Source organism: Rhizobium ruizarguesonis, from assembly GCF_017357285.1.
In the GTDB taxonomy this organism is placed as follows: Bacteria; Pseudomonadota; Alphaproteobacteria; order Rhizobiales; family Rhizobiaceae; genus Rhizobium; species Rhizobium ruizarguesonis.
Genome location: NZ_CP071678.1, coordinates 877,077 through 894,842 on the forward strand (window position 1 = coordinate 877,077; position 17,766 = coordinate 894,842).

Here is a 17,766-nt window from a genome sequence, read left to right on the forward strand (position 1 = left end):
CGGGGGTACAATGGAAATAGTTTCGAACGAATACAGGATCAAATCCGTTCTCGGACGCCTCGAAATGATCATCGACAATGAGAACACCCGGATCGGCAACGACCCGCAGTTCGATCTCAAGGTCTCCAATGCGCATAAGAGCCGCTGCCTCTACGAGCTCTCGATGCTTTTCCGCGACACCGATCCGGCCGAGCTTGCCGCTGCCCATCTCGACCAGTTGCACGGCCTGAAGAAGAAACTGGTTCTCAATGCCCGTCGCGTCGAGGCGCATCTCGAAGCGGTTCGCGCCGTGGCCGACCTCCTGAAAAACGCAGTTCAGGACGCCGATGCCGACGGCACCTATTCCCAGGAACAATTCGCCGCGCGTGGAAACTGATGATCAAGCTCGTCCTCACCGGTGTCTGGGTTTGCGCCATCACCTTGGCATCGGTCTATTTCTCGGTGTACCTGGCGACGGCGCCGGCGCCCGCGGCAACGGATTCCAAGCAGAGCGCACTCGAACTGGTGAAGGGCGAAACGATCACCGTGCCGATCATCGGTAACGGCGCGGTCACCGGTTACTTCCTCGGCCGCGTTTCGTTCATGATGAATAAGGACATGCTGAAAGGCGTGACGCTGCCGCTGAGTGAGATGACGACGGACGAGCTCTTCAGCCTGCTCGTCGGCAACAAGATGGTCGATATCGCCCACATCAAATCCTTCGATCCGAAGGCCTTCCGCGAGGAGATCAAGAAGGGCATGAACGAGCGCCTCGGCGGCGAATACGTCGCCGACGTGATGCTGGAGCAGCTCGACTATCTCTCCAAGGAAGAGGTCAAGGAAAGCTCCGCCGGTCAGCCGAAGAAGGTCGGCACACCCGTCAAGATCGTCGAGACCGTACCGGCCGGTCAAGCCCCGGCGCCAGCTGCTCACTGAGCAACATCCGATCATCGACGACAAGCGGCGCCGCAAGGCGCCGTTTTCCGTTGGCGCGCGTGGTTAATAAACCACTTATACGAGCATGGAAATTCAAGGAATTTTCCTAAGGGTTGTTTGAAACCGCCCTGTTATATCAGGTGTCACAGCTTGGCATGCGCCGCTTATCCGGGATCGGAGCGACGCCGTCCCGGCGGGACGCTACCGGTCCTTTCGAGACCTCCGGTGCGGAAATATGGGCTTGTTTTCCGGGATGTCGGGCGCATGCAGCACCCTCGGCAGGAGGTAGGAATGAATCTGATTGCAAACTTCGCGGTGCTCGCATCGCGGCGGACGATCTTTGATCTGCCGGTCTGCGATCTCGGCTGGGACGACGCCCTCGTTTTCATCAACGAGTTGGCCTCCATTCCCGTCGGCCAGACCGTGGTTTGTTTCGTCAACGCCCACAACATGCTGACCGCGCTGCGCGACGACGAATATTACCGGATCATGTCGCACAATCTGGTGCTGCCGGACGGCATCGGCCTCAACATTGCATCGCAGATTGCCCATGGCGCGCCGTTTCCGGCCAATCTGAACGGCACCGATTTCGTGCCGGCCTTCTTGACCTTCATGGAGACTCCGCGCCGCATCGGCCTCATCGGCGGCACGCGCCCGGTCGTCGAGGCGGCGGCGGAAAACTTCCGCAGGCACACGCCCTGGCACGAATTCGTCGTCGTTTCCGACGGTTATTTCGACAAGGTCGATCCCACTGATGTCATCGAGGAGCTTGAGCGCCAGAAGGTCGATATCCTGATCGTCGGCATGGGGACGCCGCTGCAGGAGAAATGGGTTCACGATCATATTCGCGCCGATCATGCGCGCCTGGTGCTGACGGTGGGCGCTCTCTTCGACTTCGTCTCCGGCGCCGTCCCACGCGCGCCGAGGACGGTGCGGATGATGCGCCTGGAATGGGCCTATCGGCTGCTGCAGGAGCCGACGCGCCTCTGGCGCCGTTACGTTGTCGGCATCCCGGTCTTCCTTTTCCATGTCCTGCGCTACCGCTTCCGCCGACGCGAAAGGATCCTCAGCCATCCGGAAGAGCACGGCAGCGCGCTGCAGCCGCAGTCGGATCGCAAGAAGGCAAGCTGACCTACAGCGCCGCGCGTCTTTTCAGACGCGCAAAGGACGCTGCAACACTTCAAATTGCCGCATAATTTTGTCCTTAAATCGTTTCCGATTTGAGGAATTATGCTTAGTTCTTGCCTGTTGCGGTTAACCATTTCTTTGCCATGAATATTTAGAGTGGCTTAATCATCTGCGTCCGTGCGGATGAGCGAACTCGGCCATCATGTGCATGAGATGTGGCGCAAATGTACGATATCAGGGCCAGAAACAGCTTCCAGGATCGCGCAGCCGCAGGGCCGCGCGCCGATGAGGATTCCTACGGGGTGCATCGTTCGAGCCGGCCGGATATCGCGCCGCCCGAGGCCGAATTGTTGCGCGCCATCGGCCGCGTGCTGGAGGAGCAGCGCGCCAGGGCGGCGCGCACGGCACCGCTGGTCGACCGCATCGAAACCATCCTCGGCAACCGCCTCCGGGCCGCCAACGACGTCGGCCATCCGCTTCCTCAGGAGCCGGCGCGCCACGAAGAGCTGACTGTTCTGGCCGGCGAGCCGATGATCTCATCCGCACCGTTGGCTGCGGTCCGTGAAGAACCCGCCGAGCCCCAGCCGGCAGCGCCGCGCCGCCGCGTCGGCGGCACTGGTCTTGCGATGATGGTCGCGGCTGCGACGATCATCGGCGCGGGCCTGCCGGCGCTGATGCCGGGTTCGCCGGCCCTCTACCGCGCCGAAGCGACGCTTTCCGTGAAGAGCGATGCCGCAAGCCGCGCTGCCTTCACCCAGGCCGCGGCAAAAGGGCTGCTGTCGGCGCGCATGGTTGCTTCGACGGTCGCCGCCCTGAAACTCGATCACGATCCCGAATTTGCCGGCGCCAGCGCCAATGCCCTCGGCGTCGCGCTCGATCTCCTCTCGGCGACTGGGGCTGCCGCCGATCCGGCCTCGCGCGCCGAGGCCACGCTGAAGCATGCGGTCGAGATACTGCCCGATGCCGCTGCCGGCACGATCCTGGTGAGGGTGACGACCGGCGACAGCGGCAAATCCATGCGCATCGCCGCAAGGCTTGCCGAAGCCGTTTCTGCAGCAGACGGACCCGGCGACGCCGAAACCGATGCCGCCTTGCGCAAAACCTATGACGAGGCGAAGGCGGAGCTTGCCGCGTTTACGGCTAAAAGCGGCGAGGGCAACGTCAAGGTGGCGATCGATCTTCGCCGCCAGATCGACCAGCTCGATGCCGATCTGAAAGCGGCCGACCATAATATTCTTGCCGCCAAGGCGCAGACCGACCGGCTCAAGGCGGCAAAACTTGCCGAAGTGCTCGACGGTTCGCTCCCCTTCGATATGCTCTCGCCGGCGCTGCAGGACTGGCGCGACAAATATGCCGTCGCCAGGACAGCGCTTGCGCAGCTTTCGGCCGAGCTTGGCCCGCGCCATCCGCGCCTCTTGCAGCAGCAAGCCGAAACAGACGGTCTGAAGGAGAGTATGGGCAAGGAGCTGACCCGTCTTGCCCAGACTGCCAACCTCGCTGCCAAGGCCGCCGTCGATGCGCGCAAGGGCCTGAACGACCGCCGCAATACGCTGATCGCCCAGAGCCGGGACACCGGTGTCGATTTGTCACGCCTGACCGAGCTTAGCGAAAAGGCGAATGCCGCGCGCTCGCGCCTCGAAGAGGCGACGTCCGCAGCGGTGGGAACGGCCGCCGACGGTCGTATCGTTCTCCTGAAGCCGGCATTGGCAACCACAGTATTGGGCACCGATGGCCTGACCGGCCGTTCGCTGGCTGCTGCCGCGGCGGGCCTTGCGATAGGCCTTGCTGCGGCTTTCCTGCTGCGCCTGCGTAGGCCCGTCGCCGATCCCACAAGGGAGAAAACGCCGGCGCGCCGGCCACAGGCTCCACTGCCGTCGATGCCCGCGCAGGACCCCGCGCCAATCGACGAAATGGAGGTGCTGCGCTCCGAGATCTCCGGCCTGCGCGACCGGCTTCGTGTTCATGCGCTCGAAGCGCGACAGCCGCTGCGTTGAACGAACATTTCCTTGCATTTTTGATATTGCATTGCTGCTTTCCGACAGGATAGGGCGTTAGCGAGCATTTGAAGCTCGTCAACTATCCATAGATTGACGCGAAACAGGGCGGAGAGACGCGTGACGACAGTAATCGACGGCAAGAACGTAGCTGCATCGGTCATTCAGACGGTCAAGAGTGCGACGGCAGCGTTGGAAAAAAGCACCGGCGTCACCACCGGCCTTGCGGTCGTCATCGTCGGCGACGATCCGGCAAGCCACGCCTATGTCGGTTCGAAGGGCCGCATGGCCAAGGAATGCGGATTCAAGTCCGTCCAGCACACGCTGCCGGCCGAGACCAAGCAGGAGGAACTGGCAGCCCTTGTCGCCACCCTCAACGCCGATCCGTCGATCCACGGCATCCTGGTGCAACTGCCCCTGCCGAAGCCGCTCGACAGCGAGGCGATTATCCAGTCGATCCTGCCGGAAAAGGATGTCGACGGCCTGAGCGTCGTCAATGCCGGCAAGCTCGCCACCGGCGACCTGAAGACCGGGCTGGTCTCCTGCACCCCGGCCGGCGCCATGGTGTTCGTCCGCCGTACCCATGGCGAGGATCTCTCCGGCCTTAACGCCGTTGTCATCGGCCGCTCCAACCTGTTCGGCAAGCCGATGGCGCAATTGCTGCTCAACGCCAATGCGACCGTGACGATCGCTCATTCCAGGACCAGGAATCTCGCCGAGGTCTGCCGCAACGCCGATATCCTGGTGGCCGCCGTCGGCCGGCCGGAGATGGTCAGGGCCGATTGGGTGAAACCCGGTGCGACGGTCATCGACGTCGGCATCAACCGGGTGGCAGCCCCCGAAAGAGGCGAGGGTAAGACCCGGCTCGTCGGCGACGTCGCCTTCGAGGAGGTCTCTGCGGTCGCGAGCACCATCACCCCGGTTCCCGGTGGAGTCGGGCCGATGACCATCGCCATGCTGATGGCCAACACCGTCATCGCCGCCCATCGCACTGCAGGGCAGACACCGCCGCAGTTTTGATTGGGGCATGATGCCGAAAAGTGTGAGCGGTTTTCGGACGACATCATGCTCTAACTATATGATGTAGAACAGGATTCAGATTTTAGGCCGACCCGGCCTAAAATCATCCTGTTCTAGGCCTGGGGAACAGGACCGGTCGAGGCCCTGACGATCAGCTCGGTCTTCCAGAGCTCCTGGTCGGGGAAGGGGCCGGCCTGCTTCACCGTGCCGATCAGCCGCTGCGCGATGCGCACGCCCGCCGCCCGCAATGAAGAGCGTGTCGTCGTCAGCGGCACGGAAAAACTTTCCGGTTTCAGCAGCGGCAGCACGTCGTCATGGGCGATCAGCGAGATATCCTCGCCGAGCCGCAATCCGGCCTGGTTGACCGCGCGGATCGCGCCGAGCGCCAGCACAGTGCTGGAGCAGAGGATCGCCGTCGGCCGCTCCGGCAATTGCAGGAAGTGTTCCATCGCCAGCAGGCCTTGCTCGTCCGTCATCAGCGCGTGGCTCACGCAACCCTCATCGAGCGCGAGCCCGCGCTCGGCAAGCGCTGATATGACGCCGTTCTTCCTGCGGATGGCGAAATCGAGATGCATCGGTCCGTTCATCAGCGCAAAGCGGGTATGGCCGAGCTGCAGCAAGAGCCGCGTCGCATCGTAGAAGGCGCCTTCGTTGTCGATGTCGAGATAGGGATAGTCCGGCTCAGAACCGAAGGAGCGGCCGTGCACGACATAGGGCATCGACAGTGATTTCAGCATGGCGAGCCGCGGGTCGTGACCGCGCATATAGGCGACGAACAGGGCATCGACATTGCCGCTGATCGCAAGGCGCCGCAGCGCCGCCACCTCGTCATCGGGGTCGGCCGGCATGATCACGAAGTGGAAATCGTGGCGTACGGCCTCTTCGCCGAGCCCGGCCAGGAATTCACCGAAATGCACGTCGGACTGGTGGCCGGGCGCCGTCGGCATGACGAGGCCGATCGAGCCTGCCTTGCCGGTCGCCAGCCGCTGCGCTGCCTTGTTCGGCCGGTATCCAGTCTCCTTGACAGCCTGGAGCACACGCTCCCGGGTCGCCTCGTTGACCTCGGGATAGCCGTTCAGCGCTCGGCTCACCGTCGTCTGCGACAGCCCCAGCAATTCCGATAGCTGTTTGAGATTCACCTGCTATGCTTCCTCCCGGCCCGCCCGTCAGCCATCCTGAAAAGGCCTGCCGCCTCCCAGTGGCATCCAAAGCGCTTTCAATTATGTATCATCTGGCGCGCTTGACTCAAGAAAAATCGCTCCATATTTCCCGATAGACGTTGCTGCGCTGCGATATCTAGCATGTCCACAGCGGGTTTTCGCGAATTGACTTGACTCCATTCCACCGAAAGTGAAATGAGTTTGGTGTCAAAGCGCTTTGAAATTTCTTTTGGAGGGAATTCGGCGCGGTTGGGATTGTGATGGGAGGTTGATCACATGAAAAAGTCATTTTTGATGGGCGTTGCCGTGGCAGCGCTTTTTGCCGGTACTGCGTCTGCAGCCGATCTGAAATTTGCCCCGGGACAGGATGCCAAGTTCAACTGGAAGAGCTATGACGAGTTCAAGGCTGCTCATGCCGATCTGAAGGGCCAGCCGCTGACGATCTTCGGGCCGTGGCGCGGCGAGGACGAGGCGTTCTTCCAGAGCGTTCTTTCCTACTTCACCGAAGCCACCGGCATCGATGTCAAATACTCTTCTTCCGAAAACTACGAACAGCAGATCGTCATCGATACGCAGGCAGGCTCGCCGCCGAACGTCGCCGTTCTGCCGCAGCCGGGCCTCCTGGCCGATCTCGCCAGCAAAGGCTTCCTGACGCCGCTCGGCGATGACAACTCCAAGTGGATCAAGGACAATTACGGCGCTGGCGACAGCTGGGTCGGTTACGGCACCTACAAGGGCAAGGACGGCAAGGAAGCCTTCTACGCCTTCCCGTATAAGGCCGACGTAAAATCGCTGGTCTGGTATGTTCCGGAGAACTTCGAGGAAGCCGGCTACAAGATCCCGACGACCATGGAAGAACTGCATGCCCTGACGGATCAGATCGTCAAGGATGGCGGCGTTCCCTGGTGCATCGGTCTCGGTTCCGGCGGCGCCACCGGCTGGCCGGCGACCGACTGGGTCGAGGATCTCATGCTGCGCATGCAGCCGCCGGAAGCCTATGACAAGTGGACGACCAACGAGCTGAAATTCACCGATCCGGCCGTCGTTGCCGCGATCGACGAATTCGGCAAGTTCGCCAAGAACGCGAAATACGTCGATGGCGGCGTTGCGGCCGTGGCCTCGACCGATTTCCGCGACAGCCCGAAGGGCCTCTTCGCGGTTCCGCCGAAGTGCTACATGCACCATCAGGCCTCGTTCATCCCGTCCTTCTTCCCTGAGGGCACGAAGCTCGGCCAGGATGCCGACTTCTTCTACATGCCAACCTTTGCGTCGCATCCCGAACTCGGCAAGCCGGTTCTCGGCGCCGGCACGCTCGTCTCGATCGCCAAGGACTCGAAGACGGCCCGCGCCTTCATCGACTTCCTGAAGACCCCGATCGCCCATGAGGTCTGGATGGCGCAGTCGAGCTTCCTGACGCCATATAAGGGCGTCAGCACCGAGGCCTATGCCAACCCGCAGATGAAGAAGGAAGGCGAGATCCTGACCTCCGCCACCACCTTCCGCTTCGACGGTTCCGACCTGATGCCGGGCAAAATCGGCGCCGGCGCCTTCTGGACGGGCATGGTCGATTTTGTCGGCGGCAAGTCAGCCGAAGAGTCTGCTGGCGAAATCCAGAGCGCCTGGGACGGCATCAAGTAATCTTTTAAAATTATGCCGCCGGCTTGCCGGCGGCATGGCTTGCATGACTGGCCGGGCTCGCAAAGAGCCCGGCCATCGCAGGATATATTGTGATTGGGCAATACAAAAAGATTGACGATGACCGGCGCTGATCCGTCAGAATAACAACCGGTCGGAATAAGATCAGGGGAAGCAGGGGAGGGACGAAATGCTGTCGCAGATAGTGTCCGCTTTGGGCGTCGTGGTCGTCGCCGTTTTTGCGTGCTCGGCCTATTTCTATTTTTCGAACAAGATTCTGGATCTCGCTCTGCCGGTGAAGGACGGCGACATCCGCGCCGCATCGCGCAATCTCAACCGCCGTGCGCTCGTTCGGCCGTGGTTGTTCATCGGCCCGGCGCTCTTCCTGCTGATCGTCTATCTCGTCTATCCGGTCGTTGCGACCTTGATCCTCTCCTTCTACGACCGCGCCGGTCTGCAGTTCGTCGGCCTCGCCAACTACAAATGGGCGCTCGGCGACCGCGAATTCCGCCAGTCGATCTTCAATAACATCCTCTGGCTCGCCGTCGTGCCGGCCGCCTGCACCTTCTTCGGCCTCGTCATCGCCGTGATGACCGATCGCATCTGGTGGGGCAATATCGCCAAGAGCATCGTCTTCATGCCGATGGCGATCTCCTTCGTCGGCGCCTCGGTCATCTGGAAATTTATCTATGAATATCGCGGCGGCAACGACGTCCAGATCGGCCTGCTGAACGCCATCGTCCAGACTTTCGGCGGAACGCCCGAGGTGTGGATTTCCGTTCCCTTCTGGAACAACTTCTTCCTGATGGTCATCCTGATCTGGATCCAGACCGGTTTCGCTATGGTCATCCTGTCGGCCGCTCTTCGCGGCATCCCCGAGGAGACGATCGAAGCCGCGGTGATCGACGGCGCCAATGGCTGGCAAATCTTCTGGCGCATCATGGTGCCGCAGGTCTGGGGTTCCATCGCCGTCGTCTGGACGACGATCACCATCCTCGTCCTCAAGGTCTTCGACATCGTGCTGACCATGACCAACGGCCAGTGGCAGTCGATGGTGCTGGCGAACCTGATGTTCAACTGGATGTTCCGCGGCGGCGGCGATTCCGGCCGAAGCGCCGTCATCGCTATCATCATCATGCTCGCCGTCACCCCGATCATGGTCTGGAACGTGCGCCGCGCCAATCGCGAACTGAAGGGGCACTGAGATGACCGCTATCGGAAGCTACTTCAAGATCGGCCCCGCCCGGCTCTTCGTTCATGTCGCCGTTCTGCTGATCGTCATCGTCTGGCTCATCCCGACGCTCGGCATCTTCGTCAGCGCGCTGCGCGACAAGGACCAGATCGTCGTCTCCGGCTGGTGGACGGCCTTCGTCGGCTCGACCCAGACCGCCGCGGTCCGCCTCGGTACGCCCGACCAGCAAAAGCAGGAAGGTGCGAACTACGTCATTACAGGCAATGTGTTGGAAGGCCAGACCGGCCGTGCCGTGAAGGCCTTCGGCAACCGCATACAGCAGCCGGCCGCCTTTAAAGCCGGCGAGACCGCCGATTTCGGCGACGGTGAAACCCTGCAGATCAACAGCGACGGCAGTTATCGCTATGTGAAGAACACCGCCTTCTCGCCCGACGAACGCCCGAAGCGCATCTATGCGTCCGTCTCGGCGCCGCCGGAATTCACCATGCAGAACTACAACACGGTTCTGACCGGCGAGGGCATTGGCCAGTCCTTCATCAACTCGCTGACCGTGACGATCCCGGCGACGATCATCCCGATCCTGATTGCCGCTTTCGCAGCCTATGCCCTGAGCTGGATGGAGTTTCCTGGCCGCGGGCTGCTGATTGCGCTCGTCGTCGGCCTCATCGTCGTGCCGCTGCAGATGTCGCTGATTCCGCTGCTGCGCCTCTATAACGAGATCGGCAACCTGCTCGGCCAGCCGTCGAAGACCTATCCCGGCATCTGGCTGGCCCATACCGCCTTCGGCATGCCGCTCGCCATCTATCTCTTGCGAGCCTATATTGCCGGCCTGCCGAAAGAGATCATCGAATCCGCCCGCGTCGACGGCGCGAGCGATTTCGAGATCTTCGTCCGCATCGTTTTGCCTCTGTCCTTCCCCGCACTCGCCTCCTTCGCCATCTTCCAGTTCCTATGGGTGTGGAACGACCTGCTCGTCGCCATGGTCTTCCTCGGCACCGACAAGGACCACCTCGTGCTGACCGGCAGCCTGAACGCGCTGCTCGGCTCGCGCGGCGGCAATTGGGAGATTTTGACGGCGTCGGCCTTCGTCACCATTATCGTGCCGCTGCTCGTCTTCTTCGGGCTGCAGCGTTACCTGGTGCGCGGTCTGCTGGCGGGTTCGGTCAAGGGAGGCTGACCATTCCCGAACGTGACTTCAAACAGGATATTCCATGAACGTGGCTTCTCAATCGATCTCGACTCCCGACAAGGACTGGTGGCGCGGCGCGGTGATCTATCAGATCTACCCGCGCTCCTACCAGGATTCGAACGGTGACGGCATCGGCGACCTGAAGGGCATCACCGCCCGCTTGCCGCATGTGGCAAGCCTCGGCGTCGATGCGATCTGGATCTCGCCCTTCTTCACCTCGCCGATGCGCGATTTCGGCTATGACGTCTCCGACTACGAGAATGTCGATTCGATCTTCGGCACGCTGGTGGATTTCGACACGATGATCGCCGAGGCCCATCGCCTCGGCATCCGGGTGATGATCGACCTCGTCATCTCCCACAGCTCGGATCAGCATCCCTGGTTCGCGCAAAGCCGCTCGAGCAAGACCAACGCCAAGGCCGACTGGTATGTCTGGGCCGACGCCAAGCCGGATGGCACGCCGCCGAACAACTGGCTGTCGATCTTCGGCGGTTCTGCATGGGCGTGGGATCCGACGCGCATGCAATATTACCTGCACAATTTCCTGACCTCGCAGCCGGACATGAACCTGCATAACCCTGAGGTGCAGGACCGTCTGCTCGACGTCGTGCGCTTCTGGCTCAATCGCGGCGTCGACGGTTTCCGCCTCGACACCATCAACTTCTATTTCCATGACACGCAACTGCGCGACAACCCGGCGCTGGCTCCCGAGCGCCGCAACGCCTCGACGGCGCCGGCGGTCAATCCCTATAATTTTCAGGAGCATATCTACGACAAGAACCGCCCTGAGAACCTTGCCTTCCTGAAGCGCTTCCGCGCCGTTCTCGAGGAATTCCCGGCGATCGCCGCTGTCGGCGAAGTCGGCGACAGCCAGCGCGGCCTTGAAATCGTCGGCGAATACACCTCCGGCAATGACAAGATGCACATGTGCTACGCCTTCGAGTTCCTGGCGCCCGATCCGCTGACGCCGGAGCGCGTCGAGGAGGTGATGCAGGATTTCGAAGCTGCCGCGCCCGATGGTTGGGCCTGCTGGGCCTTCTCCAATCACGACGTTATGCGCCATGTCAGCCGCTGGGGCGGGCTGGTCGCCGATCACGACGCTTTTGCCAAGCTCTACGCCTCGTTGCTGATGACCATGCGCGGCTCCGTCTGCCTCTATCAGGGCGAGGAGCTGGCGCTGACTGAGGCCGATCTCGCCTATCAGGATCTGCAGGACCCCTATGGCATCCAGTTCTGGCCGGAATTCAAGGGCCGCGACGGCTGCCGCACGCCGATGGTCTGGGACAGCCAGGTCGCCCAGGGCGGCTTCTCGACGGTCAAGCCCTGGTTGCCGGTGCCGGTCGAGCATATCCTGCGTGCCGTCAGCGTCCAGCTGGGCGACGAGGCTTCCGTGCTGGAGCACTATCGCCGCTTCATCGCCTTCCGCAAGCTGCACCCGGCTTTTGCCAAGGGCGAGATCGAATTCGAGGAACAACAGGGTGACAACCTGGTCTTCACCCGTGAATACGGCAACGAGAAGCTGCTCTGCATCTTCAACATGAGCGCGGCCGAGGCCGCCGTCATTCTGCCTGCGGGAGAATGGCAGGCATTGACGGGCCACGGCTTTACCAGCAACAACTATGGCGACAAGATCGATATTCCGGCCTGGGGGGCGTATTTCGCCCGTCTTGCCTAAGGAACTAAGGGGAGAGAGAAATGACTGGACTGACGCTGAAGGATATCCGCAAATCCTACGGTTCCGTGGACGTTCTCCATGGTATCGACCTCGATATCAAGCAGGGCGAATTCATCGTCTTCGTCGGTCCGTCCGGCTGCGGCAAATCCACGCTTCTGCGCATGATCGCCGGTCTCGAGGCGATCACCGGCGGTGAGATGTATATCGATGGCCATCTCGTCAATGACGTGCCGCCCTCCAAGCGCGGCATCGCCATGGTCTTCCAGTCCTATGCGCTCTACCCGCATATGACCGTGTTCGATAACATGGCTTTCGGCATGAAGATCGCCGGCGAAAGCCGCCAGGAGATCGACCGCCGTGTCCGGGCGGCGGCCGAGAGCCTGCAGCTGACCAACTATCTCGATCGTCTGCCGAAGGCGCTTTCCGGCGGCCAGCGCCAGCGCGTGGCGATCGGCCGCGCCATCTGCCGCGATCCAAAGGTCTTCCTGTTCGACGAGCCGTTGTCCAACCTCGATGCCGCGCTGCGCGTCGCGACCCGCATCGAGATCGCCCGCCTGAACGAGCAGATGGCCGATACGACGATGATCTACGTCACCCACGACCAGGTCGAGGCGATGACGCTTGCCGATCGTATCGTCGTTCTCTCCGCCGGCAATATCGAGCAGGTCGGCGCGCCGCTGGACCTCTACGAGCGCCCGGCAAACCTCTTCGTCGCCAAATTCATCGGCTCGCCGGCGATGAACATCATTCCGGCGACGGTCGCCGGCACCGGAAGCCAGACGACGGTGACGCTGACCGGCGGCATGTCGGTGACTCTCGATGTGGCGACCGACGCGTCGGAAACCGGCAAGCAGGCAAGCTTCGGCGTTCGTCCGGAGGATCTCCGGGTTGCCGATGGCGCCGATTACCTTTTCGAAGGTGAAGTGTCGATCGTCGAAGCGCTCGGCGAAGTGACGTTGCTTTATATCGAGGGCCTGGTCCCGGGCGAGCCGATCGTCGTCAAGCTGCCTGGCATCTATGATGTGAAGAAGGGACAGAGGATGCGGTTTGCCGCCGACAGGCAGAAGTTGCATCTGTTTGACGCAACCGGCCATACCTACCGGAAGTGAGGCGGCCATTTTTGGGGTGATGGTCCCAAGAATTGTGCGGGACGGGCCGAATTCTCACTTTCTGTTAAAGATCGGCTGCTACCCTTTCCTCGTCAATTTATGAGGGGGATAAGCACGTGGCCGCTTCCAATCCGTCACAGCCAAAATCTCATTTCCTGAGCAAGGAAGAATCCTTCATGTATGACCGCGAGGCGCGGTTCAAGATGGAGGACACGATGAACGCCGCGCGCATTGAATATACGGAAAAGGGCGTCATGCACGCGGCTTCGCGCCGCTGCGACATTGTCCGTATTTCGATGAGCAGCGCGACGCTCGCGATCCTGACCCAGTTCAGCCTGCCGAAGCAGTTCTATCTGGATATTCCGGATGCCCGCATCACCAAGGTCGGCTGCCTGCTGATGAAGGTCAACGCCAACAATACGATCGACGTCCGCTTCCTGCGCCTGCTGACGCAGAAGGAGCTGAACAAGATCTTCGTCTACAGCACCCATCCGGCGCACCGCGACTACGTTCTCGATATTCGAGCCTGAAGTCGCGCGTCCAGCAGGACGGATTGAAATCAAAAAAACCCGCGGGTGCTTCACGCTCCCCGCGGGTTTTTGTTTGCCAGAAGCCACTCGTTCAGTGGTGGAAGAGCACGCTCGCACCTTGGTCCGAAGGTCCGACGGCGCGGCGGAACGGCGCGAAGAGTTCGCGGCCCATGCCGAATTCATTGTCGGAGAGATCGACGGTCACCGGCTCGCGCTCGGCCATGTCAGCTGCATCGACGAGCAGCTCGAGCGTGCCCTTGATCGCGTCCAGGCGAATGATGTCGCCCTCGCGGATGCGGGCGATCGGGCCGCCGTCGACCGCTTCCGGCGTGACGTGGATCGCTGCCGGCACCTTGCCGGACGCGCCGGACATGCGCCCGTCGGTGAGCAGCGCCACGCGGAAGCCGCGATCCTGCAACACGCCGAGCGGCGGCGTCAGCTTGTGCAGTTCCGGCATGCCGTTCGCTTTCGGGCCCTGGAAACGCACGACGGCGATGAAATCGCGGTTGAGCTTGCCTTCCTTGAAGGCGTCCTGCAGTTCCTGCTGGCTGTGGAAGATGATTGCCGGCGCCTCGATGATGTGGCGCTCCGGCTTGACGGCGGAAATCTTGATGACCGCTTTGCCGAGATTGCCGCGCAGCATCTTCAACCCGCCATTGGCCTGGAACGGCGTTTCGATGCTGGAGAGGACCTTGGGATCGACGCTTTTTTCCGGCGACGGCTCGCGCAGGACGGCGCCGTTTTCGCCGAGGCGGGCATCAACCGTATAGGCTTGGAGACCCTGGCCGAAGACGGTGCGGACGTCGTCATGCACCAGTCCGTGCTTCAAGAGTTCCTTGATGAGGAAGCCCATGCCGCCAGCCGCCTGGAAATGGTTCACGTCGGCAAGTCCGTTCGGGTAGACGCGGGCAAGCAGCGGGACGATTTCCGAAAGCTCGGCAATGTCCTGCCAGGTGAGGTGGATGCCGGCCGCCCGTGCCATGGCGACAAGGTGCAGCGTGTGGTTGGTCGAGCCGCCGGTCGCATGCAGGCCGACGACGCCGTTGACGACCGAGCGCTCGTCGATCATCTCGCCCGCCGGCGTGAATTCATTGCCGAGCGCGGTGATCGCCAGCGCCCGCTTGGCGGCTTCGCGCGTCAACGCTTCACGCAGCGGTGTGCCGGGATTGATGAAGGACGAGCCAGGCATGTGGAAGCCCATGATCTCCATCAGCATCTGGTTGGAATTGGCAGTGCCGTAAAAGGTGCAGGTGCCGGGACCGTGATAGGACTTCGATTCCGCCTCCAGCAGTTCGGCGCGTCCGACCTTGCCCTCGGCGAAGAGCTGGCGCACGCGCGACTTCTCGTCGTTCGGCAGGCCTGTCGTCATCGGACCGGCCGGAACGAAAATCGACGGCAGGTGCCCGAAGGACAGGGCTGCAATCACCAGGCCGGGCACGATCTTGTCGCAGACGCCGAGGAAGAGGGCGGCGTCGAACATGTTGTGCGACAGGCCGACGCCCGCCGACATGGCGATCAGGTCGCGCGAGAACAGCGAGAGCTCCATGCCCGGCTGTCCTTGGGTGACGCCGTCGCACATCGCCGGCACGCCGCCGGCCACCTGCGCCACGCCGCCTGCTTGGGCGGCTGCCTCACGGATAATCGCCGGATAGGTCTCGAATGGCTGGTGGGCCGAGAGCATGTCGTTATAGGCGGTGATGATGCCGAGATTGGGGATGCGGTCGCCGGCGAGCGCATCCTTGTCGGCGGGGGAACAGACCGCGAAGCCATGGGCAAGATTGGCGCAGCCAAGCACCGAGCGCTGCACGCCCTGCGAGGCGGCGGCGCGCAGGCGTTCCAGGTAGCGCTCGCGGCTTGGCTTCGAGCGTTCGACAATGCGATCGGTGATCGCAGAAATGCGTGCGTGAGCGGACATGGAAAATCCCTGCCTTGTTCGTTGTCTCTATCTGTTTCGGCGGCTCTGGCCTGAATCTCAATCCGGATGACGGCTGATCAGGGAGCCCAGTAGATCTCGACCGGGGAAGTGGCCCGGCGCAGAATGGCGCGGATCGGCATCTCTGCCTCGTCACCGCTGCCTTCCGCCTTGGCGAGAACGTCTTTTTTGCCTTCGCCCTCAATATGGAGAACCAGGAGTGCGGCATCCTCAAGACTGGAGAAGGTGAAGGTCAGGCGCGGCTCGCCGGCTCCTTCCGCTTCCATGGTGATGATGCCGCGCGGCGTCGATGCATCGAGCGCCTTGGCGAGATTGCTGCCGCCGGGAAAGAACGAGGCCGTGTGGCCGTCGCCGCCCATGCCCAGGATGACGATGTCGAAGGGGGAACTGATCGCCTTGGTCTTCTCGGTCGCGATCCTTGCCGCCTCCTCCGCCGAGGCAGCGTCCTGATAGAGCGGCAGAAAGCGTGCCGCCCTTGCCTTGTTCTGCAGCAGATTGGCATCGACCAGCAGATGGTTCGAGCGCGCATTGTCGGCCGGCACGAAACGTTCGTCGACAAGCGTGATCGTCACCTTGTCCCAGGCGATGTCGCGCGTCGAAAGCGCCTGGAAGAAGACCTTCGGCGTGGAACCGCCGGAAACGGCGATGGACGCCGTTCCGCGGGCGGCAATCGCCGCCGAAAGCGTATCCGCGACCTTGTCGGCGAGGCTGCCGGCAAGGTCTGCGGCGCTGGCGAAGGAATGCAGGGTCGATGCCATCGGTTTCGTCCTAGATCTCGTCATGCCAGGTGCGGCCGTCGCGCTCGATCAGCGCGATGGCCTGGCTCGGGCCCCAGGTGCCGGCCGTATAGCCCTGCACCTGCTGGCCGGTCGTTTCCCAACCCTTCAGGATCGGATCGACCCATCTCCATGCGGCTTCCACTTCGTCGCGGCGCATGAACAGGGTCTGGTTGGAGCGGATCACGTCCATCAGCAGGCGCTCGTAGGCGTCGGGATTGCGGACGTTGAAGGCCTGGGCGAAGCTCATGTCGAGCGAGACATTGCGCAGGCGCATGCCGCCCGGACCCGGATCCTTGATCATCAGCGACTGCTTGACGCCCTCATCCGGCTGCAGGCGAATGATCAGCTGGTTGGCGTTGATGCGCCCGGCCGCCTGGTCGAAGATCGCGTGCGGGATCGGCTTGAAGGTGATGACGATCTCGGACATGCGCCCGGTCAGGCGCTTGCCTGTGCGGATGTAGAAGGGAACGCCCGCCCAGCGCCAGTTGTTGATCTCGGCCTTGATAGCGACGAAGGTCTCGGTGTTCGAGACGCCGCCTTCGAGTTCTTCGAGGTAGCCCTTGACCGGGCCGGTACCCGATGCGCCGGCGCGATACTGGCCGCGCACCGTCGCCTGCTCGACGTTGGAAGCATTGAGCGGCTTCAGCGCCCGCAGCACCTTCAGCTTCTCGTCGCGAACGGCTTCCGAATCCATTGACGAGGGTACTTCCATCGCCGTCAGGCAAAGCAGCTGCAGAATGTGGTTCTGCACCATGTCGCGCAGTGCGCCGGCCGTATCGTAATAGCCGGCGCGGCCTTCGAGGCCGACCGATTCAGCCACGGTGATCTGCACGTGATCGATGTAGTTGGCGTTCCACAACGGCTCATAGAGCGCGTTGGCAAAGCGCAGCGCCATCAGGTTCTGCACCGTCTCCTTGCCGAGATAATGGTCGATGCGGAAGATCTGTTCTTCCTTGAAGGCACGGCCGATCGTGTCGTTGAGCTGCAGCGCCGAGGCGAGGTCGCGGCCGATCGGCTTCTCGACGACGATGCGGGTCGATTTGGTGATCAGCTTGTGGTCATGGATCTTCTGAGAGATATCGCCGAAGATGCCCGGAGCGACGGCGAGGTAGAAGGCGCGCACGCGATCCTTGCCTTCGTCGAGCAGCTTCTTCAGCTGATCCCAGCCGGCATCCGTGCGGGCGTCGACCGAGACGTAGTAGAGGCGGGCACAGAATTTCTCCACCTCCGCCTCGTCGTATTCACCCTTCTTCAGGTGCTCGTTCAGCGCGTCCTTGGCGAATTTGCGGTATTCCTCGTGCGTCAACGGGCTGCGCGAGGCGCCGATCACGCGGGTCGGTTCCGAAAACTGGCCTTCGATCTGGCGATGATACAGCGCGGGCAGAAGCTTGCGTTCTGCAAGGTCGCCGCTGCCGCCGAAGACGACATAATCAAAGGGCTCAACGGGAATGATTTGGCTGCTCATGAGCTTGTCTCTCAATCAGGCTGGTTGGCGGCCCTTTTAATC

15 protein-coding genes are annotated in these 17,766 nt (G+C 62.1%); 11 read left to right on the top strand and 4 right to left on the bottom strand.

Annotated features, from left to right (window positions below; genetic code table 11):
- Positions 1–10: 10 nt before the first annotated feature.
- From J3P73_RS04290 to folD, 5 genes are all read left to right on the top strand, one after another.
- A complete protein-coding gene (locus J3P73_RS04290) occupies positions 11–376 on the top strand; it encodes a hypothetical protein (protein ID WP_003556590.1) in 366 nt (121 codons plus the stop codon).
- Positions 376–915: a hypothetical protein gene (locus J3P73_RS04295; RefSeq protein ID WP_130689343.1), complete on the top strand. Its 540-nt coding sequence runs from the start codon at positions 376–378 to the stop codon at positions 913–915. Before J3P73_RS04290 ends, J3P73_RS04295 begins: the two co-directional genes overlap by 1 nt.
- A 291-nt stretch (positions 916–1,206) precedes the next feature.
- Entirely contained in the window at positions 1,207–2,046 is an 840-nt protein-coding gene (locus J3P73_RS04300; RefSeq protein ID WP_130660936.1) for a WecB/TagA/CpsF family glycosyltransferase, read from the top strand.
- A 221-nt stretch (positions 2,047–2,267) separates the two neighbouring features.
- Positions 2,268–4,037 (top strand): GumC domain-containing protein, encoded by a 1,770-nt coding sequence (locus J3P73_RS04305; RefSeq protein ID WP_130771120.1) that lies wholly within the window; start codon positions 2,268–2,270, stop codon positions 4,035–4,037.
- 120 nt (positions 4,038–4,157) lie between these two features.
- Positions 4,158–5,057: a bifunctional methylenetetrahydrofolate dehydrogenase/methenyltetrahydrofolate cyclohydrolase FolD gene (folD, locus tag J3P73_RS04310; RefSeq protein WP_017967061.1), complete on the top strand. Its 900-nt coding sequence runs from the start codon at positions 4,158–4,160 to the stop codon at positions 5,055–5,057.
- A gap of 113 nt (positions 5,058–5,170) precedes the next feature.
- On the opposite strand, the gene J3P73_RS04315 is transcribed toward folD, so the two are convergent.
- Positions 5,171–6,196, bottom strand: coding sequence for a LacI family DNA-binding transcriptional regulator (locus J3P73_RS04315; protein WP_018486412.1), 1,026 nt, complete (start codon positions 6,194–6,196; stop codon positions 5,171–5,173).
- Positions 6,197–6,493: 297 nt separating this feature from the next.
- On the opposite strand from J3P73_RS04315, the gene J3P73_RS04320 reads away from it, so the two are divergent.
- From J3P73_RS04320 to J3P73_RS04345, 6 genes are all read left to right on the top strand, one after another.
- The gene (locus J3P73_RS04320) at positions 6,494–7,855 is read left to right on the top strand and encodes an ABC transporter substrate-binding protein (RefSeq protein WP_130771121.1); all 1,362 of its coding nucleotides are present in this window, start codon (positions 6,494–6,496) and stop codon (positions 7,853–7,855) included.
- Positions 7,856–8,042: 187 nt separating this feature from the next.
- Complete coding sequence (locus J3P73_RS04325; protein ID WP_130684814.1) at positions 8,043–9,056, top strand: carbohydrate ABC transporter permease; 1,014 nt, start codon at positions 8,043–8,045, stop codon at positions 9,054–9,056.
- 1 nt (position 9,057) lies between these two features.
- Positions 9,058–10,221, top strand: coding sequence for a carbohydrate ABC transporter permease (locus J3P73_RS04330; protein WP_130654627.1), 1,164 nt, complete (start codon positions 9,058–9,060; stop codon positions 10,219–10,221).
- Positions 10,222–10,255: 34 nt separating this feature from the next.
- Complete coding sequence (gene bglA / locus J3P73_RS04335) at positions 10,256–11,908, top strand: beta-galactosidase BglA (RefSeq protein ID WP_130690845.1); 1,653 nt, start codon at positions 10,256–10,258, stop codon at positions 11,906–11,908.
- A gap of 20 nt (positions 11,909–11,928) precedes the next feature.
- Entirely contained in the window at positions 11,929–13,017 is a 1,089-nt protein-coding gene (locus tag J3P73_RS04340) for an ABC transporter ATP-binding protein (RefSeq protein WP_018486417.1), read from the top strand.
- 176 nt (positions 13,018–13,193) lie between these two features.
- A complete protein-coding gene (locus tag J3P73_RS04345) occupies positions 13,194–13,547 on the top strand; it encodes a hypothetical protein (protein WP_018445791.1) in 354 nt (117 codons plus the stop codon).
- A gap of 91 nt (positions 13,548–13,638) precedes the next feature.
- Here the strand turns inward: J3P73_RS04345 and edd are convergent, their stop codons facing one another.
- The 3 genes from edd to zwf form a co-directional block, all read right to left on the bottom strand.
- Positions 13,639–15,462: a phosphogluconate dehydratase gene (gene edd, locus J3P73_RS04350; RefSeq protein ID WP_018486418.1), complete on the bottom strand. Its 1,824-nt coding sequence runs from the start codon at positions 15,460–15,462 to the stop codon at positions 13,639–13,641.
- 77 nt (positions 15,463–15,539) lie between these two features.
- The gene (gene pgl, locus J3P73_RS04355; RefSeq protein ID WP_018072605.1) at positions 15,540–16,238 is read right to left on the bottom strand and encodes a 6-phosphogluconolactonase; all 699 of its coding nucleotides are present in this window, start codon (positions 16,236–16,238) and stop codon (positions 15,540–15,542) included.
- Positions 16,239–16,248: 10 nt separating this feature from the next.
- On the bottom strand, positions 16,249–17,724 hold the full coding sequence (zwf, locus tag J3P73_RS04360) for a glucose-6-phosphate dehydrogenase (RefSeq protein ID WP_018072606.1): 1,476 nt from the start codon (positions 17,722–17,724) through the stop codon (positions 16,249–16,251).
- Positions 17,725–17,766 lie beyond the last annotated feature (42 nt).